This window comes from Streptomyces sp. NPDC001220, assembly GCF_053597895.1.
Window position 1 is genome coordinate 1 of record NZ_JBSFJE010000022.1, and the last position, 21,394, is coordinate 21,394.

Annotated in this window: 19 protein-coding genes; 14 read left to right on the top strand and 5 right to left on the bottom strand. The window is 71.0% G+C overall.

The genetic code is table 11. The features are described 5' to 3' along the window. From ACWDGI_RS38180 to ACWDGI_RS38210, 7 genes are all read left to right on the top strand, one after another. Positions 1 to 2,024: serine hydrolase (locus ACWDGI_RS38180; RefSeq protein ID WP_450767187.1), on the top strand; the 2,024-nt coding region annotated here is incomplete at its 5' end. 34 nt (positions 2,025 to 2,058) lie between these two features. Then, positions 2,059 to 2,982: an ornithine carbamoyltransferase gene (locus ACWDGI_RS38185; RefSeq protein WP_450767189.1), complete on the top strand. Its 924-nt coding sequence runs from the start codon at positions 2,059 to 2,061 to the stop codon at positions 2,980 to 2,982. After that, a complete protein-coding gene (locus ACWDGI_RS38190) occupies positions 2,979 to 4,259 on the top strand; it encodes an MFS transporter (RefSeq protein WP_450767191.1) in 1,281 nt (426 codons plus the stop codon). The genes ACWDGI_RS38185 and ACWDGI_RS38190 overlap by 4 nt, the downstream gene beginning before the upstream one ends. Continuing rightward, positions 4,228 to 5,016: a thioesterase II family protein gene (locus ACWDGI_RS38195; protein ID WP_450767193.1), complete on the top strand. Its 789-nt coding sequence runs from the start codon at positions 4,228 to 4,230 to the stop codon at positions 5,014 to 5,016. Before ACWDGI_RS38190 ends, ACWDGI_RS38195 begins: the two co-directional genes overlap by 32 nt. A gap of 3 nt (positions 5,017 to 5,019) precedes the next feature. Continuing rightward, on the top strand, positions 5,020 to 5,958 hold the full coding sequence (locus ACWDGI_RS38200) for a TauD/TfdA family dioxygenase (protein ID WP_450767195.1): 939 nt from the start codon (positions 5,020 to 5,022) through the stop codon (positions 5,956 to 5,958). A gap of 4 nt (positions 5,959 to 5,962) precedes the next feature. Then, positions 5,963 to 6,748 (top strand): 4'-phosphopantetheinyl transferase family protein, encoded by a 786-nt coding sequence (locus tag ACWDGI_RS38205; protein WP_450767197.1) that lies wholly within the window; start codon positions 5,963 to 5,965, stop codon positions 6,746 to 6,748. Beyond that, on the top strand, positions 6,745 to 7,689 hold the full coding sequence (locus tag ACWDGI_RS38210; RefSeq protein ID WP_450767199.1) for a TauD/TfdA family dioxygenase: 945 nt from the start codon (positions 6,745 to 6,747) through the stop codon (positions 7,687 to 7,689). The genes ACWDGI_RS38205 and ACWDGI_RS38210 overlap by 4 nt, the downstream gene beginning before the upstream one ends. Positions 7,690 to 7,984: 295 nt before the next feature. Here the strand turns inward: ACWDGI_RS38210 and ACWDGI_RS38215 are convergent, their stop codons facing one another. From ACWDGI_RS38215 to ACWDGI_RS38230, 4 genes are all read right to left on the bottom strand, one after another. After that, complete coding sequence (locus ACWDGI_RS38215; RefSeq protein ID WP_450767201.1) at positions 7,985 to 10,441, bottom strand: FtsX-like permease family protein; 2,457 nt, start codon at positions 10,439 to 10,441, stop codon at positions 7,985 to 7,987. Then, a complete protein-coding gene (locus ACWDGI_RS38220) occupies positions 10,435 to 11,172 on the bottom strand; it encodes an ABC transporter ATP-binding protein (protein ID WP_450767203.1) in 738 nt (245 codons plus the stop codon). The genes ACWDGI_RS38215 and ACWDGI_RS38220 overlap by 7 nt, the downstream gene beginning before the upstream one ends. Before the next feature lie 186 nt (positions 11,173 to 11,358). Then, entirely contained in the window at positions 11,359 to 11,874 is a 516-nt protein-coding gene (locus ACWDGI_RS38225; RefSeq protein ID WP_450767205.1) for a DedA family protein, read from the bottom strand. A gap of 117 nt (positions 11,875 to 11,991) precedes the next feature. Then, on the bottom strand, positions 11,992 to 13,836 hold the full coding sequence (locus tag ACWDGI_RS38230) for a BTAD domain-containing putative transcriptional regulator (RefSeq protein WP_450767207.1): 1,845 nt from the start codon (positions 13,834 to 13,836) through the stop codon (positions 11,992 to 11,994). Positions 13,837 to 14,127: 291 nt separating this feature from the next. Between ACWDGI_RS38230 and ACWDGI_RS38235 the strand changes: the two genes are divergently transcribed. From ACWDGI_RS38235 to ACWDGI_RS38245, 3 genes are all read left to right on the top strand, one after another. Next, on the top strand, positions 14,128 to 15,390 hold the full coding sequence (locus ACWDGI_RS38235; RefSeq protein ID WP_450767415.1) for a sensor histidine kinase: 1,263 nt from the start codon (positions 14,128 to 14,130) through the stop codon (positions 15,388 to 15,390). Next, positions 15,363 to 16,022, top strand: a complete 660-nt coding sequence (locus ACWDGI_RS38240; protein WP_450767209.1) for a response regulator — start codon at positions 15,363 to 15,365, stop codon at positions 16,020 to 16,022. The genes ACWDGI_RS38235 and ACWDGI_RS38240 overlap by 28 nt, the downstream gene beginning before the upstream one ends. Positions 16,023 to 16,366: 344 nt before the next feature. Then, positions 16,367 to 17,296 carry a phosphotransferase family protein gene (locus ACWDGI_RS38245; protein WP_450767211.1) on the top strand — a complete coding sequence of 310 codons (930 nt, stop codon included), beginning with the start codon at positions 16,367 to 16,369 and terminating at the stop codon, positions 17,294 to 17,296. Between the two features lie 18 nt (positions 17,297 to 17,314). Here ACWDGI_RS38245 and ACWDGI_RS38250 read toward each other — a convergent pair whose 3' ends face one another. Then, a complete protein-coding gene (locus tag ACWDGI_RS38250) occupies positions 17,315 to 18,562 on the bottom strand; it encodes a hypothetical protein (protein WP_450767213.1) in 1,248 nt (415 codons plus the stop codon). Between the two features lie 404 nt (positions 18,563 to 18,966). Here ACWDGI_RS38250 and ACWDGI_RS38255 point away from each other — a divergent pair, with 404 nt between their 5' ends. From ACWDGI_RS38255 to ACWDGI_RS38270, 4 genes are all read left to right on the top strand, one after another. Then, a complete protein-coding gene (locus ACWDGI_RS38255) occupies positions 18,967 to 19,530 on the top strand; it encodes a bifunctional DNA primase/polymerase (RefSeq protein ID WP_450767215.1) in 564 nt (187 codons plus the stop codon). Then, positions 19,517 to 19,831, top strand: a complete 315-nt coding sequence (locus tag ACWDGI_RS38260) for a hypothetical protein (protein ID WP_450767217.1) — start codon at positions 19,517 to 19,519, stop codon at positions 19,829 to 19,831. Before ACWDGI_RS38255 ends, ACWDGI_RS38260 begins: the two co-directional genes overlap by 14 nt. 3 nt (positions 19,832 to 19,834) lie before the next feature. Next, positions 19,835 to 20,164, top strand: coding sequence for a hypothetical protein (locus tag ACWDGI_RS38265; protein ID WP_450767219.1), 330 nt, complete (start codon positions 19,835 to 19,837; stop codon positions 20,162 to 20,164). A gap of 506 nt (positions 20,165 to 20,670) precedes the next feature. Next, the gene (locus tag ACWDGI_RS38270; protein WP_450767220.1) at positions 20,671 to 21,048 is read left to right on the top strand and encodes a hypothetical protein; all 378 of its coding nucleotides are present in this window, start codon (positions 20,671 to 20,673) and stop codon (positions 21,046 to 21,048) included. The last annotated feature ends 346 nt before the right edge of the window (positions 21,049 to 21,394 follow it).

Genomic DNA, 21,394 nt, shown 5'->3' on the forward strand with positions numbered 1-21,394 from the left:
GGCAGCTTCCGGACGGGAACATCGAGTTCCTGGGGCGGATCGACGACCAGGTCAAGATCCGCGGCTATCGGGTCGAACTCGGGGAGATCCAGACCGTGTTGACCGAACACCCCGCCGTCCGCGAGGCGTTCGTCTCCGTCCATGAACCGGTTCCCGGTGACCGCCGCCTGGTCGCGTACTGGACGGCGACGACGGGCTCCGCCGAGCCCGCCGCGGAGGAGCTGGCCGGGCACTGCGCGGTGCGCCTGCCGGACTACATGGTCCCTGCGGCCTTCGTGGCGCTGGAGGCGCTGCCGCTCAACCCCAACGGAAAGGTCGACCGCCGCGCCCTGCCCGTGCCCGACCGGGGAGCGCTGCGCACCGGCACGGACCATGTGCCGCCGCGTACGCCCACGGAGAAGGCCCTAGCCGCCATCTGGTCCGGTGTCCTCGGCGTCGACCAGATCGGCGTCCACGACCGCTTCTTCGACCTCGGCGGCCACTCGCTGCTGATGATCAAGGTCCTGGCGGCGGCCCGCGCGGCCGGACTGGCCGTATCGATCTACCGCATGTACCAGCACGACACCCTGATCGAACTGGCGGCAGCGGTCGACGCGGACGCGCGGGCGCAGGACGCGCCCGGGAGCAACCTCACCGCGGCCGGACAGGGCGTTCCGGGCGGCGGCCACGGCGGGTCGGCCGGGACGCGCGTCGGGTCGGGCGGTGAGTTTCCTGGCGGGAGCGGCGCCGACGGTCGGTCCGCCACCGTCGAGGTCCCCGCCGAACTGCTGACCCGCTTGCTGCAGCAGGCCGCGGCGGGCGATCCGGCGGCGTTGGCGACCGGGGCGCCGGCGGAGGCCGCCGCGCTGATCGCGGCGGTGACGTCGGCGCAGGGCGGCACCACGGCCGGCCCGGACGGACCGAGCGCGCACGAGGCCGGGATCGACGCCGTCATGGCCGACCACCGGGTGCCCGGCGTCGCCCTGGCCGTTCTGCGGGACGGCGCGGTCGCGGCCGTGGAAGGCCACGGCGTGCTGGCCGCGGGCGGAAGCGAGCCGGTGACGGCGCGGACCCTCTTCCAGGTCGGCTCCGTCAGCAAGCACGTGACCGCGCTGGCCGTGCTGCGCCTGGTGGACCAGGGCCTGCTCGACCTCGACTCGGACATCGAGACGTATCTGACGTCCTGGCACCTGGCCGACGCCCCCGAGGCCCCCGGACCGGTGACCCCGCGCATGCTGCTCGGGCACCGCGCCGGCCTCGCCCGGCAGCGCAGTGTCGGGTTCCGTCCCGGCGAGCCCGTGCCGGGTCTCCTCGACCTGCTGACGGGCAGGCCGCCTGCGGTCACCTCGCCGGTGCGCCGCGAACTGCCGCCCGACGCCACGTTCCGCAAGAGCAGTACGCACTACTGGGTGCTCCAGCAGGTGCTGGAGGACGTCACGGGCGAGGAGTTCGAGTCGCTCATGCGGCGTCTGGTGCTGGACCCGCTCGGCCTCGCCGACACCAGCTTCGACCAGGACCATCCGCGCACCTCCGGGCTCCCCGTGGCCCTCGGCCACGACGCCCACGGCGCTCCGCTCAAGGGCGGCTGGCGCACCCGTGCCCACCTGGCGGCGGCCGGCCTGTGGACGACCGCGGCCGACACCGCCCGGTTCGTGGTCGCCGTGCGGGACGCGCTGCTCGGAGCGCCGGGCGCCCTGGTGCCGCAGGCCCTCGCCCGAGAGCTGCTGGCGGGTGAGACCGGCACGTTCTACGGGCTCGGCACGATCGTCGACGACAGTGGCGACGACCTGGAGTTCGGCCACGGGGGCGAGCCCTCGGGCTACTGGAACATGGCGATCAGTCGGCTCCACAGCGGTACCGGTTTCGTCGCGCTGACCAACGCCGACTCCGGCAAGGCGGTGGTCAAGCACCTCACCGCCGAACTGGGCCGCGGCGACGCGGCCTTCGGCAGCGGGCGGCTGGCGTCCGAATGGCGCTCCGCCGGCTCGTCCGCCGAACTCCCCGTGGTCCTCGCCCCCGTCGTCACCGACGAGGAGCGGGCATGACCCGCACCCCGCACGTACCCTCCAGGAGGAACCCGTGGCTTCCGTACGGCATCTGATCTCCATCGACGACCTCGACGACGCCGACCTGTACGCGCTGGTCGACCGCGGTGCCGAGTTCTCGGCCGGCGCCGCCGGCCGGCCCGCCCCGCTCGCCGGTGACATCGTGGGTGTCTACTTCAGCAAGACCTCGACCCGGACGCGTACCGCTTTCTCCAGCGGCGCTCTGCGCCTGGGCGCGCGGGTCATCGCGTACGGACCCGGCGACCTCCAGCTCAACACCGGTGAAACCAGTGAGGACACCGGCCGTGTGATGTCCGGGATGCTCGACGTCCTGGTCGCCCGGACCGCGGACGACCCCGCCGAGATGCGCGCCTGGGCCGCTCAGGAGCGCATGGCCGTGATCAACGCGATGAGCGCCGACGAGCACCCCACCCAGGCGCTCACCGACCTGACCACCCTGCGGCGGCGGTTCGGCCAGGTCGAGGGACTGCGTGTGCTCTACGTCGGTGAGGGCAACAACACCGCCACCGCGCTGTCCCTCGCCCTGACCCGGTTCTCGGGCGTCGAGTTCGAACTGCGCACGCCGCCGGGGTACGGCCTGCCCTCGTACTACCGCGAGCGTGCCACCGAACAGGCCGCCCGGTACGGCGCGGTGTTCCGCGAGCGCCACGACATGACAGACCTGCCGGCCGGCCTGGACGTGGTGTACACCACGCGCTGGCAGACCACCGGCACCAGCAAGCCCGACCCCGGCTGGCGGGCGGTGTTCGCGCCGTTCCAGGTGACCGAGACGTTGTGGGAGAACAGCCCGAAGGCCGTCTTCCTGCACGACCTGCCTGCGCACCGCGGCGACGAGGTCACCGCCGAGGTGCTCGACGGCCCCGCCAGCGTCGCCTTCCAGCAGGCTGAGAACAAGATGCACAGCGCGATGGCGGTCCTCGAGTGGTGCAGGACATGACCCTTCTCGAAGGCGCCGGGAGCGGCCCGGCGGCCCGGACCCCCACCGCGCCGCTGCACCGCAACCGCGACTTCCTGCTCCTGTGGTCGGGGGCGAGCATGTCGTTCCTGGCGAACCGGGTCACAGCCGTCGCCTATCCGCTGATCGTGCTGTGGCACACCGGCTCCCCGCTGGCCATGTCCGTGGTGTCCACGGCGGCGCTGCTGCCGCTGCTGCTCGTGCAGTTGCCGGCCGGCGCCCTCGTGGACCGCTGGGACCGGCGCCGGCTGATGCTGGTGTGCGAGACCGGCCGGGTCGCCGCGGTGGGCAGCGTGGCGCTCGCCCTCGCCGCGGGCCGGATGACGGTCGCCCACCTGGCGGCCGTGGCGTTCGTGGAGGCGTCCCTCGCCGTGTTCTACCGGCTTGCCGAGCGGGGAGCCGTACGCAACATCGTGCACCCGGCGCACCTGCCCACGGCGTTCGCGCAGAACGAGGCACGAGGGCGGGCGGCGGGGCTGCTCGGCCAGCCCGGTGGCGTACTGCTGCAGTCGGCGGGCCGCTGGGTGCCGTTCGGCTTCGGCGCCCTGGGCTACCTCGTCTCCGCCGTCAGCCTGCTGCTCATCCGCAAGGACTTCCAGCAGGAACGCACCGACCCCGGCAGCCGGCGCCGCATGGCCGGCGAGGTCGCCGAGGGGATGCGCTGGCTGTGGCGACAGCGGTTCCTGCGCGCGGCGTTCGGCTATGTCGCCGGCACCAACATCCTGTTCCAGATGCTCGCCCTCGCCCTGATCCTGCGGATCAAGGAGGCGGGGATGCCCTCGGCGACCCTCGCGATCGTCCTGGGTATCGGAGGCGTCGGCGGTCTGTGCGGGGCGCTCGTGGGCGGCCGGATCCAGCGCCGGACGCGTCAGCGCACGCTGCTGATCGGCGGGGCCGTCGTATGGGCGGTGCTGATCGGAGCCATGGGATTCACCCGGGGACCCGTGCCGCTCGGCGCGCTGTACGCGGGCACCGGGTTCGTGGGCGCCGTGTTCAATGTGGCCGCCGCCGTCTACCAGGTGCGCACCACTCCGGACGAGCTCCAGGGTCGGGTCGCCGCCACCGCGGGGCTCATCGGCTCCGGGACCAACGCGCTCGGCTCGTTCGGGGGAGGGCTGCTCCTCGCCGCCTGGGGCGCCCTGCCCACGGTCCGCGCGATCGCCGCCGCCATGGCCGTACTGGCCGTGCTCGCCGCAGTGGCACCGGGCTTGAAAGGAGAGATCCCGGATGACTGGACCGACACCGACGCGGCCGGCTGACCGGCCCGTGCGCAGCGACCCGTGGCTGCGGACCTACCGCGCCGCGTCCGGCCGGGCGCCCCGGATCCGCCTCGTGTGCTTCCCGCACGCGGGCGGCAACGCCCAGCTCTTCCACGGCTGGCCGGCCCGTCTGCCGGACGACGTGGAACTGCTCGCGGTCTGCTGTCCGGGCCGTCAGGAGCGGCTGGCCGAGCCTTTCGTCGAGGACATGGCCACGCTCGCCGACGCCGTCACCGCCGCGCTGCTGCCCCACCTCGACCGGCCCATCGCCCTGTTCGGGCACAGCATGGGCGCGTCCGTCGCCTATGAGACCGCCCTCCGGCTGGAGAACCGGCACGAAGTCGTCCCGCGGCGCCTGGTGGTCTCGGCCCGCTCCGCGCCGCACCGCTCCCGGCGCACCGGGCTGCACCTGCGCCACGACGACGAACTGGTGGCCGGGGTGCGCCGGCTGGGCTCGCTGGGTTCGGAAGCCTACGACATCCCGGAGCTGCGCGAACTGCTGCTGCCCGCGCTGCGTGCCGACTACCGGCTCATCGAGGGCTACCGCCCCTCGGCACCGCCTGTGCCGACCCGGGCTCCGATCACCGCATGCCTCGGGCTCGACGACCCGGGCTGCGACCGAGACGACGTACTGGCCTGGTCCGAGCTGACCCGCGCCCAGGACTTCGCCCTGCGCACCTACCCGGGCGACCACTTCTACCTCGCCGCACGGGAGGCCGAGCTGGTCGCCGACATCACCAAGGACCTGGAGGCATGAACCATGACGCAGACGAACATCTGGACGCCCCTTGAGATCGAGTCCGAAGGCGTCGGCGGCGTCGACGAACTGACCGACCGGCTCGACGACATGGGGCCGGGGGAGCTCACCCGGATGCTCACCGAGGAGAAGGGGCTGGTGTTCCGGGGATTCGAGGTCACGCACGAGTGCCTTGACGAGGTGCTCGACCGACTGCTGCCGAACCGCCTTGCCTATGTGCACGGCAACTCGCCCCGCACCAAGGTCGGCAGCAACGTCTACACCTCCACCGAGTACCCGCAGGAGTTCACCATCTCCATGCACAACGAGATGAGCTACGCCCACTCCTGGCCGGCCCGCCTCGCCTTCTACTGCCAGGTCCAGCCGGGCGGCGGCGGCGCCACCCCGGTCGTCGACGCCGCGCTGTGGCTCGAGTCCCTGGACTCCGAGGTGCGCGAGGCCTTCGCGGCCGGGGTGCGTTATGTGCAGAACCTGCACGACGGTTATGGCCTGGGCAAGAGCTGGCAGGACACTTTCGAGACGACCAGCCGCGAGGAGGTGGAGGCGTTCCTCACCCCGACCGGCGCCGACTGGGAGTGGAAGGCCGACGGCGGCATCCGCGTCTCCTCGGTGCGTCCGGCCACTACCCGGCACCCGGTCACCGGCACCGAGGTGTGGTTCAACCAGGCCGACCAGTGGCACCCCGCCGGCCTCGGCGACGACACGGCGGCCGCCCTGGCGCAGATCATGCCCGAGGACGACCTGCCGCAGAACGTCACCTTCGCCGACGGCAGCCCCATTCCCGCCGAGTACGTCGTCCAGATCCGCGACCGCGGCCTGGACCACGCCGTCGACGTCGACTGGCACACCGGTGACCTGCTGCTCATCGACAACGTCTGGCTCGCCCACGGCCGCCGCCCGTTCACCGGCGACCGCCGGATCCTGGTCGCGATGTCGGACTGAGGCGATGAACGACGTCGCATACGCATCGCTCAGGGACGGTGGTGCGGTCCACGTCTGGCGTGGCCGGACCCCCGACGCGTTCGGGCCGGGCGACACCGCACTGGTGTCCGACGAGGAGTCGCGGAAAGTCCGGCGCCTGCCGGCCACGGCCGCGCTGCGGTACGCGGCCGCCCACACGGCCATGCGCCGGGTGCTCGCCGGATACCTCGGTGTGCCACCGCGCGACGTGGTCTTCGGCAGGCGTCCGTGTCCGCGCTGCGCCCACCCGGGGCACGGCCGACCCCGGATCGACTGGCCGCCCACCGACCTGGACTTCAGCCTCTCGCGCTCCGGCCCGCACTGGCTGCTCGCCGTGGCCGCTGGGCAACGGGTCGGCGTGGACCTGGAGAGCAGCCGTCCGCTGGACGTGGACGGTGCCTCCCGGTTCGTGATGAGCGCCTCCGAACTCGCACACGTACGGGCCGCGCGGGACGACACGGCACGCAGGCATGCCTTCTTCCGGTGCTGGACGCGGAAGGAGGCCGTGGTCAAGGCGGTCGGCGTCGGCATCGCCACCGACCTCACCGGCGTCGACACACAGCCCGCCGAGGACGACCCGGTGCTGGTCACCTGCGCCGAAGGCACCGGCCCCGGCACCTGGCTGGTGCAGGACCTGCCGGTGACCGAGGGCGTCTTCGCGGCACTCGCCCGGGGGACGGGCCGGGCCGGGCCCGTCGTGGTCCGGCACTACTCCGGCACCACGGACGGCTGGGCAGACACCGCGCATACAAGAGAGGCAGGGGTCCGATGACCGCGATCGAGTACACCGGAGAGCCGGGCACTCCGGTCCACGATTTCATTCGCACCCGCCGCGAGAAGCTGCGGACGGTGCTCGGCGAGCGCGGGGCGATTCTGCTGCGCGGCTTCGAGGTCGGAGGCGTCGACGGGTTCGACGCGGTGGTACACGCGTTCTCCGGCAGCGCTCCGCTGACCTACGCCGAGCGGTCCTCGCCGCGCTCCACGATCAAGGGGCAGGTCTACACGTCCACGGACTATCCCGCCGACGAGGAGATCTTCCTGCACAACGAGAACTCGTACCAGGCGGTCTGGCCCAACACGCTGTACTTCTACTGCATCGAGCCCGCGCACACCCAGGGCGCGACGCCGCTCGCGGACATCCGCGAGGTGTACCGGGCCATCGATCCCGGGGTGCGCGAGGAGTTCGTCCGGCGCGGTGGCTGGCGCGTGGTGCGCAACTTCCACGGGGACTTCGGCGTGCCGTGGCAGGAGGCGTTCGGCACCGGCGACCGGGACGCGGTCGTGGCGTACTGCCGGGACAAGGGCATCACGGCCGAATGGCGCCCGGACGGCGGCCTGCGCACCACGGCCGTCCGGCCCGTGGTGCGTCGCCACCCGGTCTCCGGCGAGGAGGTGTGGTTCAACCACGCCACGTTCTGGCACGTCACCTCGCTGGCACCGGAGGTGCGGGAAGGGCTGCGGGAGATCTTCGCCGACGAGGACCTGCCCACGAACACGTACTTCGGTGACGGCGGGCCCGTCCCCGACGAGACAGTGGCGCACCTGCGGGACGCCTACCGCTCGGCGACGACGCGCTTCGACTGGCAGCGCGACGACGTGCTGATCGTGGACAACATGCTCGCCGCGCACGGCCGGGAGCCGTTCACCGGCCCCCGGAAGATCGCGGTGGCGATGGCCGAACTGTCCGACGTGGCGGCCGCTGCAACGAGCTGACACAAGGACCCCGCCGCACGGCGTGGGCCCGCTCGGCACGCGGGTCCTGTTCGCACGAGACGGCCGGGCGCTCCCGAGAGGGAGCGCCCGGCCGTCTCCGTCGTCCGCCCTCTCGCGGCCGGCTGCTCCCCGAAGGACCGGCCCCTGACACATCGGACGGCCGGGACGCTCTGCCAGAGGCGTCCCGGCCGTCGGTGCTCCGCGGCGCGGGCCACGGGGGATGGATGCCGCGCGGCGCGGAGGGCCGGCGCCGGCCGGGGCGGGGGAACGTACCGTCCGGCGCCGGGTCAGCGGGTCACTCCCGGACGCCCGCCAGCTCCACCGCCCGGCGGCGCAGGGCGACCGAGGCGGGGGCGACGGACGAGACCACGGCCAGCAGCGCGCAGGCGCCCACTGCCGTGCCGATGGCCGTCCAGGGGACCTGGATCGTGGTCCACACCGACAACAGGCCCAGGGCACTCCACATGCCCGCCAGGTTGAGCACGGCGACGAGCAGTCCGAGCACTCCGCCGACCGCCACGACCATCAGCGCCTCGGCGCCCACCAACCGCAGTACCTGCCACCGGGTGGCCCCGGCCAGCCGCAGCACCGCCAGGTCGCGCACCCGGTCCGACGTCGCCATGACCATGGTGTTGGCCAGCGAGATACCGGTGTAGAGCAGCGCGATGCCGAGGACCAGCAGGAAGCCCATCCGGGTCGTCCGGTTCGTCTCGGGGTAACTGGCCTGCACCCACTGGCCCTTGGTGAAGACCTGTCCGCCGGAGGCCCGCACCGCGGAACGCAGTCCGGCGGCCACGGCCCTCGCGTCGGCGCCGTGCCGAACGGCCACGTCGACCCGGTCGACGGCCGCGCCCGGGGCGTTGCGCGGCGTGACGTAGACGCCGTTGTCACCGGTCCCGGCGGTCATCACTGCGGCGATCCGCAGTGTCTTCTGCGTACCGTCACCGAGCCACACCCGCACCCGCTGTCCGACGGTGTGCTGCTGCCACTCCTCGTTGACGATGATCGAGCCGTCGTCGAGGTCGCTCGCCCTGCCGGACGCGATCGGCAGCCGGGTGGTGGCGGTGAGCGGACCGGGGTCCGCCGCGTGGGCCTCGTCCCTGCTGAGGGACACGCCGTCCTCCAGGACGTAGACGGCACTCGACGAGGTGGGGGACACCTCGGCGCCGGGCACGGCGCGCAGCTTCCGCAGGCTCGCCGCGTCGAATCCCGCGTCGCCCGCCGGGGTGACGACGAAGGCGGCGGTTGTCTGCTCACGCGTCTCGGTGGCCTTGGCCTCGTTCAGCGTAGCGGTGGCACCGAGCAGCGAGCCCGCGAGAGCGACCGTGACCAGGACCGGCGCCGCAATCGCGGCGGTGCGCCGCACACCGGCGGCGGCGTTCTCCCGCACCAGCATGCCGTCGGCACCGGGCAACTGGGCCGGAAGCCAGGCGAGCAGCCGGGTCAGCGGGCGCACCACCACCGGCGCGAGGAGTGCCACAGCGGTGATCAGCAGCATCGGCCGGCTCACATAGGTCTTGCGGTGCAGCAGGTCACCCGGGCCGCTGAACAGCGCCAGGGCCAGGGTCACGACGGCGGTCAGCAGTAGCCCCGCGCCGAACAGCCAGCGGCCCCACGTCATCGTCCGGGTGTCCACGGACGCCTCGCGCAGCGCCTGGGTGGGCCCGGTGCGGCCCGCCCGCCAGGACGCGGCCACCACGCCGCACAGCGCGACGACCAGCCCCGTCCCGAAAGCCATGTAGTACGGCCAGGTGGCGGCGCCGATCCGGAACCAGCTCGGGGCGAGGCCGCCGTCGACCACCCATGTCGCCAGCCGGGGCGCGCCGTACGCGCCGAGCACGCACCCGGTGGCCGAGGCGAGCACACCGACCAGGAAGGCCTCGGCGAACACCATCCTGCGGATCTGCCCCGGAGTCGCCCCTGCCGTGCGCAGCAGCCCGAACTCGCGGCGCCGCTGCGCGACCGAGAACGCGAAGGTGGACGCCACCACGAAGACCGACACGAAGGTGGTGACGCCGCCCGCGGTGCCGAACATGGCGTTCATCGCGACGAGGGCCTCCCTGTCCCGGTCGGGATCCGCGTCGGCGTAGCGGCGTCCGGCACCGGTGAGAACCCGCACGCCGTCGCTGCCCTGCACCGCCGCGCGTACGGCGGCCGCGTCCGCATCCACGACCAACTGGGTACTCTTCGGCGACAGTTGGGCGGCGCGTGCATCGGCGTAGAAGAGGGCGTGCTCGAAACCTCGCGGGGCGACGGCTCCGACCACCCGCACGGTGCCCTGATCGGTCCGCACCTGCTCGCCGGGTTTCGCCCAGCCGCCGCTGACGACGACCTCGTCGGCCGAGCGGGGGGCGCGACCCGCGTCGAGCTTGTAAGGGGCGAAGGCGGCGGTGGACCAGGGGTGACCGACCAGGTCGCCCGGCCCACCCCGGGCCCGTACGGCGAACGACCGGTCCTGGACGACAGTGCCGAGTTTCCTCAGCTTCGCGACGGTCTCGGGCGGCACGGAGCGCGGCTGGGCGAGCTTCTGCACCCGCTCGCCGATCGAGGTGGACACCCGCAGGCTGTCCGCTCCCTTGACCACGACCGGTGCGGCGGCGAACCGTTCCGGCGCGCGGTCGGGCGCCTTCAGCGACGAGGCGAGGGCCAGGCCCATCACGGCGATCAGCGCGACACCGAGCGACAGCGCGACGAAGCTGCCGACGAAGGTGATCCAGCGGGTGCGCAGGGTGCGCAGGGCGACACTCAGCACGGCGCGGCCTCCAGCTTGGTCATGCGCGTGGCGATGTCGTCGGCGCTCGCCCCGACCATCTCGCCGTTGACCCGTCCGTCGACGAAGAAGACGACACGGTCGGCGTACGACGCGGCCACCGGGTCGTGCGTGACCATGATGACCGTCTGGCCCTCGCCGTCGACCATGTCGCGCAGCAGCTCCAGCACCTCGCGGCTGGTCTGTGAGTCGAGGGCACCGGTCGGTTCGTCGGCGAAAAGCACCTCGGGGCGGGTGATCAGGGCGCGGGCGAGGGCGACCCGCTGCTGCTGGCCGCCGGACAGCTCGGTCGGCCGGTGGCCCGCCCTGTCGTCCAGGCCGACCTGGTCGAGCACCTCGCGCACCCGGGCCCTGGACGGGCGGCTGCCGGCGAGCCGCAGCGGCAGCGCCACGTTCTGCTCGGCGGTCAGGGACGGCAGCAGGTTGAACGACTGGAAGACGAACCCGATGCGGTCGCGCCGCAACAGGGTCAGCTTGGTCTCGTTCAGCTTCGTCAGCTCGGTGTCGCCCACGGTGACCGACCCCGACGTGGGGCGGTCAAGGCCTGCGGCGCACTGCAGCAGGGTCGACTTGCCCGAGCCGGAGGGGCCCATGACGGCGGTGAACGTTCCCGCCGGAAAGGCGAGCGAGACCTGGTCGAGCGCTGTCACCGCGCTGTCGCCCGACCCGTATCGCCTGCTGACGGAGCGCAACTGGATCGCGTCCTTGTTCATCTGTCCCTACTGTCCCTACTTGTTCGGTTCGGTCCTCCCGCGTGTCAGGCGGGACGGATGGGCGTTCGGTACGGCGTTGTCGGGGGTCGCCCAGGGGGTCGGCCCGGCGTGGCGTGTGGCAGCCGGCTGCACGGGCAGCACGTTGTGCGAAGGGAAAGCCCCGCGGGGACCTTGGGCACCGGGGACTCACCCGGGGCCGGCGCCCCCCAGCAGGTAACCGATCAGGACGAAGGCCGGTGCCCACACCGCGCTGCTGACCACTGACCAGAGGAGATAGCGCCGCACGGGCATGCGGGTCGCCCCGCACAGGGTGGGCACGAGCGTGCGCAGCACCGCCGTGAAGCGTGCCACGAACACCGCGCAGCCGCCGTGCCGTTCGATCAGGCCGAGGGCCCGTTCGGTGTACCGGCGTCGGCGGTTGCGGTCCCGCAGGGGAGCCAGCGCCCGCGCCTGCCACCGGCGTCCGACCGCGTATCCCGCGACGTTGCCCAGGACCGCTCCGGCGACCGCGGTGAGCAGCGCCGCCTCGACGGTGACGTGGCCCCTGCACGCGAGCGCGCCGCCCAGGACCACCGCCGTCTGCCCCGGCAGCAGCGCGCCCACCATCGGCAGCGCCGCTTCCAGCGCGGGCAGCAGCAGCACCGCGGCGAGGATGCCGAAGCTCCCGTGCGCCATCATGTGCTCCGCGAGCCATCCCGTCATCAGGGCGCCGCCTCTCTCGTCCGCTCGATGACTCCACGAAACCGCGCCGGGGCACCGCGGCGCACTGCGGCAGGAGCGACACTTGGGGTAGGGCCAGGCCTACCCGCGGCACTCGGTTCAGCTCACCCTGGTCAGCCTCACGTCCGCCCGGCACTCGCGCGGACCTGCCGCGACGAGCCGCATCAGCTCGTGGAAGCGGTACAGGGGCGCGCCGTCCCCGTCGATGCCCGCCAGCTCCAGCACCGATTTCTCGACCAGCCGCTCCAGGAGTTCCTCGGCCGGCTCCTCGGGCAGGCCGAACTCCTCGGCGGCGGCCGCGCCGAACGTCCCTTCGGCCCCCGGTGCCAGGGCGCAGGCCAACTCCTGTTCGACGACCGGCAGGTGCCGTAGGGCCGAGCCGAGACTCCGGGGTACGTCCAGGTCGCCGGTACGCAACTCCTCGACGCGCACGGCCGGATCGGACAGGCGCCGGGCGAGCCGGGCCGCGGGCCAGTGGGGACGCGCGGCCAGCCGGGTCGCGGCGGCCCGCAGGGCGAGCGGCAGTCCGGCGCACGCTTGGGCGATGACACCGGCGGCGTCGGGTTCGACCAGGATGCGCGGCCTTCCGGCGACGGCCGCGAGCAGGGCGAGCGACTCCGAGGTCCCCAAGGGGTCGAGTGCGATGGTACGGAAGCCGGGCATCGTGAAGAGCCTGCTGCGGCTGGTGACGACGACGGCTGCGTCGCTCGTGGCCGGAAGCAGCGCGTCGAGACGGAACTCGTTCGTCGCGTCGTCCAGCAGGATCAGCAGTCGGCGCCCCACCGTACGGGTGCGGTAGCGGCGGATCAGGTCGTCCAGTTGCTCGGGACCTCCGCCGAGCGCCGACGTGTCGTCACAGGGTTCTCCGAGCGCTCGCAGCAACTGCCTGAGGGCGGCGGCGCAGTCCTTGACCGTGCCGTCCTCGCGACGCAGCCGGACGTGGAGCAGGCCGTCGGGAAACTCGTCGGCCACTGCGTGCGCGGCCTGTACGGCGAGCGCGGTCTTACCGACCCCCGCCATACCGGTGATCAAGATGCGGCGCGCCCGGGCAGCGGCACGAGAACGCCCGGGGGCGGGTGCCAGCCGAGCGCACAGCTCGGCCAGTTGGCTCTGCCTGCCGGTGAAGTCGGCGAGTGCGGGCGGCACCATGACCGGCGGCGCGGCGTGTGGCGACCGCAGCGACACACCCGTCGACGCGGGCTCCAGCAGCAGGCTCAACTCCCCGCTGAGCAGCGCCTGATGGGTGGTCGTCAGGTCGTGGCCGGGGTCCACACCGAGTTCCTCGGCCAGCACCTGGCGGCCCTCCTGGAACACCTGAAGCGCATCGGCCTGACGCCCGCACCGGTAGAGGGCGGTCATCAGCTGGGCCCGCAGCCGCTCCCGTACCGGGAACTGGGCCACCAGACCGGTGAGTTCGGGGACGAGCCCTTCGTGCCGGGCGAGTTCGAGATCGGCGTCGATGCGGTGCTCCAGGGCACCGGTCCGCGCCTCCTCCAGCCGCGGCAGTTCCGCCTCGGTGAGAAACGGCGTCACATTGGCCAGTGCCGGGCCGTGCCACAGATCGAGCGCGCGCCGCAGGGCATCGGCCGCCTCCTCGAACCGCCGGTCTTCCAGCGCTTTGCGGCCCAACCGCTCCAGGCGCTCGAACTCGACCACGTCGACCTGCGCGTCGGCGGCGACCAGCTGGTAACCGGGCTGCCTGCGGATCAGGTCGACGTGGGGGCCGAGGTGCTTCCTCAGCCGCGACACGTACGTGTAGATCTGGGCGTTCATCGTCGTGGGCGGACTCCATCCCCACAGCAGCCCGCTCAGTCGCTCGTCGCTCACGACCCGGCCGCGGGCGAGCAGCAGCACGGCCAGCACCGTGTGCACCTTGGAGCCCGAGAGCGGGATGCGCCGTGCTCCGTCTCTTGCCTCCACCGGTCCGAGAAGCCGGAATTCCATGAGTCATCCCCCACCTCGATGCGACCTGGGCCGCACAGGGCGACCCGGTCGGCTCGGAACGCCGAAGCGTCGTTCTCTGGCCAATGGTTGGCCCACGAACTGGCGGAATCCTGCCTTCGGGTTGGCAGCAGGCTGCGCTGGCAAGAGCCTGCGAAGAGTGCGCCGTGACCCGCGGCCCCACCCTCGAAGGTAGTGCTGGCCCTACCCTCCGGGCTCACGCTGAACCGATGGCACCGGCGGTCCGGGCCTTCTACGGTGGCGCTCATGCACCCTCGCAATGTGTGGCAGGCCATGTCCCGGCCGGGCTTCCTGCTGTCGTCGTGGCCGTGGCGTTCGGTCGGCTATCTGCTCACCGGGGTGTCGGCCGGCGTCGTCGCCCTCGTGGGGCTCCTGGGAGCTGTGGCGGTGAGCGGCGCCCTGGCGATCGTGCTGGTGGGGCTTCCTCTGCTCGTCGTCGTGGCCCTCGCCGGAATCCCCGTCGCCTGGGCGGAGCGGCACAGGCTGGCCCTGATCGACCGGGACCCGGCTCAGGACTGGCACCGCACGCCTGCCGCCAGGGGGCTGTGGTCCTGGGTGGCCACACGCCTGAGGGAACAGACGACCTGGCGGGAGCTCGGCTACGCCGTTCTCTTCGCCGGGCTGCTGTGGCCGGTCGACGCCGTCGCGATCACGGTCGGCCTGCTCGTCCCGCTGGCCTTGGTGGCGACACCGCTGCTGATGGCCACGGTCGGTGACGGCCAGGAGACCAAGGTGCTCAAGGCATGGACGGTCACCACCTGGCCAACGGCCTTCGGTATCGCCGTACTCGGGCTGCTGGCCCTGGTCCTGGGCGGCTATCTGCTGGGAGTCGCGGCCGGCGCCCGGGCCGAACTGACGCGTCTGCTGATCGCGCCGCGCGAGGGTGATCTGGGGGCCAGAGTCGTCGAACTGACGCGCTCGCGCGTCCGCCTGGTGGACGCCTTCGAGGCCGAGCGGCGGCGCATCGAGCGCGACCTGCACGACGGGGCGCAGCAGCGGCTCGTGGCGCTGACGATGACGCTCGGCCTGGCCCGCCTGGACGTCCCGCCCGGACCACTCGCCGACCAGCTCGCCAGGGCCCACGAGGAGGCGGGCAAGGCCCTCGCGGAACTGCGCGAACTCATCCACGGCATCCACCCCAAGGTGCTCACGGACTACGGCCTCGAAGCAGCGGTCGCCGACGCCGCGGACCGCTCCACGGTGCCCGTGGACGTCGACCTGGAACTGCCCGGACGGCTGCCCCTGGCGGTGGAGTCGGCCGCGTACTTCGTGGTCTGCGAAGCCCTCGCCAACATTGCCAAGCACAGCGGGGCGAGCCGAGCGGAGGTGACAGGCGGCCACCGTGAAGGGCGACTGCTCCTGCTGGTGCGGGACGACGGCCGGGGCGGCGCGGAGGCCGGAACCGGCAGTGGGCTGACCGGTCTTGCGGACCGGGTGTCGGTGCTGGATGGCAGACTTTCCCTGTCCAGTCCGCCCGGCGGACCGACCCTGTTGCGTGTGGAGTTTCCTTGCGAACGGACCGATCGCTCCGTGTAGTACTGGCCGAGGACAGCGTACTGTTGCGGGAGGGACTCATCGGCTTGCTCCGCCGCTGCGGCCACGAGGTGGTCGCGGCCGTAGGGGATGCCACGACGCTGATCGCCGCGGTCGAGGAGCACCCCCCCGACATCGTGGTGACGGACGTGCGGATGCCGCCGGGCTTCCAGGACGAGGGACTGCACGCGGCGATACGGCTGCGCGAGAAGCGGCCCACCCTGCCGGTCTTGGTCCTCAGCCAGTATGTGCAGCGGACGTACGCCTCCGAACTGCTGGACTCCGGCGACGGAACGGGCGTCGGCTATCTGCTCAAGGACCGGGTAGGACAGGTCGAGGAGTTCATCGACGCCCTGTGGGAGGTCGCGGGCGGCGGCACCGTCGTCGATCCCGAAGTCGTACGACAGCTGCTGCGCCGGCGCCGCGATCCGCTGGAGCAGCTCACCCCACGCGAGCGGGAGGTCCTGGCTCTGATCGCCGAAGGAAAGTCGAACGGGGCGATCGCCCGCGAACTGGTCGTGTCCGAGGCAGCCGTCGGCAAGCACATCAGCAGCATCCTCACCAAGCTGAACCTGCCTCCGGCGGAGGAGACCCACCGAAGGGTGCTGGCGGTCCTCGCTTACTTGAGGGCGTGACGCCGAGAGCTACCTCCGCCGCCCGACCGCTGGCCTCGGTGGTTCCCATACGATGGTCCACCCACCCCCACGGGTTTCTGCCCGTCACATCGACACAGGCCGCGCTTGCCTACGAGGAGCCGGTACAGGCCCAGAGAAGAGGGCTCGGCCGTTGGCTGCTGGTTCGAGTCCTGGGCAGGATTCGAACCTGCGCACACGGCTCCGGAGGCCATCAGGGACCGTTGCGCTTTTGGGGTGCTGACCTGCGGCGGAGGCACGGTCCTGGTCTCCGCTGATGAAGATCATTACGCCCCTATTACGTGGGCGGCCTGTCGGGCAGTGCGTCCGGCCCGTATGGTCGAAGCATGATCTCGGGCAGTAGCGGGGGACCGGACGACGGCGGCACGGAGTTCACGGCGGAGGGCTTGGAGCCCGTACTCCAGGAGGCCTGCGCGACGGCCGGACTCGACTTCCGCGGCGCCGAGTTGCTGCGGCTCGGTTCGAACGCGGTCTACCGGCTCACCTCGTTACCCGTCATAGTCCGCATCGCGCGTGATCGATCCGTCCTCGCGGACATGGACCGGGCTGTGGGTGTGGCCCGGTGGCTGGGGACACAGGACTTCCCGGCTATGCGCGTGCCGGCATCGGTTACGCAACCTCTGGTCGTCGGCGGCCTGGTGGTGACCTTCTGGGAAAGCGTCCAAGACCGCGAGGAGTACGCGACGGTCGCTGAACTGGCCGACCTCCTGCGAAGCCTCCACTGGCTTGAGGAACCTGAATCTCTCCGCCTCCCGTACTTCGCCCCGCTGGCCAAGCTGGCGGCCTCGCTGGAAGGCCTGGACGGCATCTCGGCCGAGGACCGGACGTTCCTGGACGAACGAGCGGCACGCCTCGCCAAGGACTACGACCGACTGGACTTCGTCCTCCCCTTCGGCATGATCCACGGTGACGCCAGTATCGGGAACATCCTGCGTCACCGAGCCGGGCACGCGGTGCTCATCGACCTGGACGGCTTCGCTCTCGCTGCGCGCGAGTGGGACCTGATCCAGACGGCGATGTTCTACGACCGGTACGGCTGGCACACAGAGGCGGAGTACGCGGAGTTCGTTCACCGCTACGGCTTCGACGTGATGAACTGGCCCGGATACGAGACACTCGCGGACCTGCGCGAATTGATGATGGTCGCGTGGCTCGGCCACCAGGTCACGACCAGTGAATCAGCCGCTGCGGAATTCGCTCGTCGGGTGCGGTCCCTTCGCACCGGAGACGGGCGAGATGAATGGGGTCCGTTCTGAAGGTGCGGCGCCTCGTGCTCAGACAACGACATGATCGCCCGAGGCGATCCACAGCCGGTGCTCCCTGACCTGCTCGGTGAACGTCTGCACGTCTGCGTTGCTGCTGGCCACTGCGAGGTTCTGCCGGAACTCGGCAAGGTAGCTGACGCATCGTGCCGATTTGAGCTGTTCGCCCAGGTCAAGCGCATCGAGTGCTACGCGACAGGCTTCCTCGGCGTCCCCGGCGCGTAGGTGGGCGTCGGCGAGAACCATGGTCGCGAAGAAGTCGCTCCGTACGTGGCTGCCACTCATGGCGTTTTCGGCGTGGGCGACGGACTGCCGGGCGCTGTTGACGTCACGGAAGCAGTGGGCGGCTTCTGCGGCAAGCTCGGCCTTGTCGAAATAGCTGATCCACTCGGGCTCGTCGTCGTTGTTCCGGCTCTCCAGCGCCTTCGTGGCGGCACTCAAAGCGGCTTCGCAGGCCCGAATGTCTCCGGTCCGGGCGAGCGCGCGTGCCTCCATGGCGTGGAACTGGGCGCGAAGCGTGGGAGTGGCCACGGGAGAGATGCCCATGAGAGCAGCACGGGCGAGCGTCGCGGCCTGCGTATATCGGCCGAGAAAAGTTGCCTGATGGCTCATGGCCGACAGAATGCTTCCGGCGAGTCGGCGGTCATTGGCGTCCTGGGCCAACCGGAGAGCTTGGAGGAAGTACCTCTGTGCCAAGCCGTGCCGACAGGCGTCGTAGGACATCCAACCGGCCAGGAGAGTTGCCTCCGCGACGGTCGAGAACAGGGCTCGGCCGACCTGCTCGGTGTATTGGCCGCGCAGCAGCGGCGTCACTTCGGTACTGAGGTACTGGATGGCCGCGTGCCGCGCGTGATCGCCACCGAATCGGTCGTCCAATTCGGCGAACAGGTCGGCGGTGGTCTTGATAGCGGCCACGTCTCCGAGGCCGACGCGCATTCCGTTCTGCCGTTGCCTGGGAACGGCTGGCTCGGGTGCCACCAACCACCGGAGCGAAGCTTCGTTCCAGGCAGGTTCGGAGGGCTCGGCCTGGAGCAGGGGCTCATATCGGTTGAGGTCTGCTCGCCACAGTTGACCGACGGCTTCGATGGCACCCTCGGGGCTTGCCGGGTAGCCGGCGTCCAAGAGGTCCGTGTCCCGCTGGCCTTCGTGGTTCAGCCCGAGTTCGGCGGCGTTGAGGTCGTACGCCTCGCACAGCAACGGACCGTAGAAGTCGTCCGGCGCGCTGTGCCCGTTCTCCCAACTGGCGATACGGCGCTTCACGCTCGCATCCGACGGCAGTTGGTGGCCACGGCGCGTTGCGGCCTGGCGGAGTTCGCGCACCAACCGCGGCTGACTCCAGCCTCGAACCACACGGGCTTGCCGTAATCGAACGCTGGCCGGCTCCATCGAAGACGTGACCGTTCCTTCCCCACTGGCCCGTTTGCGCGACTCTTGGGACGCGTGACTCCTCGACCTTACGACCGAATGTACGCGCTGCTCATCGCTGAGCGCTGCAAGTAATCGGAGATCGTGAGCGATTGCAACATGACGGGGGATGACGCGTGCGCGGGTGACGCGTCATCCCCCGTCACCTCTCGTCATCTGCCCTGGCCAGGGTGGTGACCCTGAGTCTGGACTCAGGGCGGCATCGCGGCCGCAACTGAGTCTGACCGAGGTGAGATGACGTGCAGAGGATGACCAGGAGGGGCATCGAGTGGCTCTCCGCGGCGGCTGACGATCCGGAGGAGTGCCGCGCCACCTGGATCGATGACCCCCGTGCACCGTACATGCTGCCGACCGGCCGCTTCTTCGACGTGGTGACGGTGGATCAGCGGGTCGGCATGGAGACCTTCGATCAGCTGTTGCGCCGGGGCCTGCCCTTCGGCCCTACCGTCCTCGATCACAAGGCGCAACGTGTGGGCTTCTTCCTGGGCTCGCGGAGCCAGGAGACTTTCCTCCACTACCTCGCACAGGAAGAGGGCACTGCACCCGCCTACCGCTACCTGAGCCGCGGCTCCGCGGTCGTCGTTCCCGGCCTCATTCCCCTGCGCGGCGACCGTTACGAGTGGCTGCGCGCCCCGACCCGGAGGCCGATGGCCAACCCGCTCCGTCCGGTGGCCCTGGCGACCATGCTCGTCGCCTCCGCCGAGTTGTTGGCTCGGGTGGATCGGTACGGCGATCGCTACCGGGCCGCGGACACCTTCGGCCTCTCCGCGATTGAGGGGGCTGCGATCGATGGGGCGGGATGATGCCACCGACCGGCACGACACTGCCACCTGGTCACCGTTGGACAGTGACGGTTGGTACGCCGCGCGTAACGCCACTACCGCCCTGCGGGACGCTCTGATCCGGGCGGGACTGGAGAAGGACTTCCCTCATCTACGGGCCGAATTGAATGCTTTCGGGCACGGCTTGGTCGAACTCGGGCGGGTGGCGCCGGCCACCGCGGAGCGACTGGCGGAGCTGCTGCGGCTGGCGCTGGGTTCGGGCTTGCAGCGGCTGGCGGAGAGCGGCGATGAGACGACCGAACCTCGTGAGGAAAGGGGCTGAACCATGACCGACCGATGGGGCGTAGTCGCCAAGCGTGCAGAAAACCTGATGCCCGGCGTCCCCTACGTCCGCGGCTGGGCACAGGCCCGACGCGGCGCCGGCACCCTGGCTGAGCAGCTGACAGCCCTGGGCTTGGAGTCGGACTTCCCCGGCCTCACGGCCGACGTGAACCTCTCGGGCGACGGCCTGGTACGCCTCGGCAGCATCCGTCCCGAGGCAGCGCTGATGCTGGCCGAACTGATCGTGTCGGGCCTCACGGCGGAGACGGCCACCCCCGTTGATACGAGGGCGGACGGGACGATGACTGCCCGTCGAACTCCGTCCGCTGCCTGATCACTGCGACTTCGAAACTCCGGCTGGTTGCGGTCCGAGAGTGCTCCTGCGACCAGTCGGCTTGCCCCGTACGTCCCGCTTCCCCCGGCGGATGACGTATGGGGCCACTTGCTACGCGCTATGCCTCTTCGCCGTCGGTCTGCCGCTCGGCCGGGACCGGCGCCCCAGCGCCGCAGCCCGGACGAACGGCAGACCAAACCGCTCGGGGACTGGCTGTGGACGGCTCGTAGCTGACCTGGATGACATGACTTCAGCTGGGGAAGCTGCCGTCTCTTGCCGCTGGGTTGTGTCCTGACCTGCCCGAACGGTGATGTGGCCGCCTCGCCGGGCGGCGCTGTTCTCACCGAGACTCCTCGCTGTTCCCTGCCAGTTCTGGTGCGCTTGTGGTGTAGGCGTTCCACCGGTCAGCTCCGTGGCGTCACAACCTCTACGATGAAGTGCGCCAATTCGCACCATTGCTTGCGCCCTCCCTGCCATCCTTGAGATCCGCGAAGGAGGGGGAAGCCGTGGCGGACGAACGACGGTCGGAAATTCTCGACCACCTCAAGGATCAGCACGGTCTTGCCCAGGTCACCATGGCTTGGGTGCGCAACCGCTATGACACCAGTTGGGACAAGCTCAGTCGGCCGAGAGCAGACGCGATTGCTGCCTGGCTCAAGTCTCAGGGGATCATCCACCAGCCAGCCGAGTTGCCATCTCGCGAAACCGAACGTGTGCTTCTTTACTCCCAGTTCACCAACATCGGCATCGTTATGGCAGCGGCGCGCGGAGAGGGCTTCTTCGAGAACAAGCCGGAGGCTGCACTACTGATGTTGCAGGGCTACGCCGCCTCCTTGGCCAAGCAAGAGTCGAACCGCGTGACAGAGGGCGCGCTCATCGAGTGATCACCTAGCCGCAGAGGACTGTGGTTTGCCTCTCTATCGAGCAAGCCCCCGGTCCTCCGCGGCTGCCGATGGCCTGGTGGCGTTGCTTGTGCCCGCATCCAACCGTCCTCTGCGATGCCCCGCTCGATCGGGCTCGGATGGGGCACAGACCTCTTCGTCCCGAAGCAACTTCGGCTTGACTATGAGTCATAAAGCTTGAAGAAGTGCCCGTGGGCCGCGAACCATCATCGGGCCGGCACGGCCTCCGCACGTGGCGAGTGCACCTGGGGGCACCGTGCCCCAACCCAGCGGCGTGGAGTGTGAGGGTCACTGATGCCAGGGCGAAAGCTGGTGGGCTGCCTGCGCA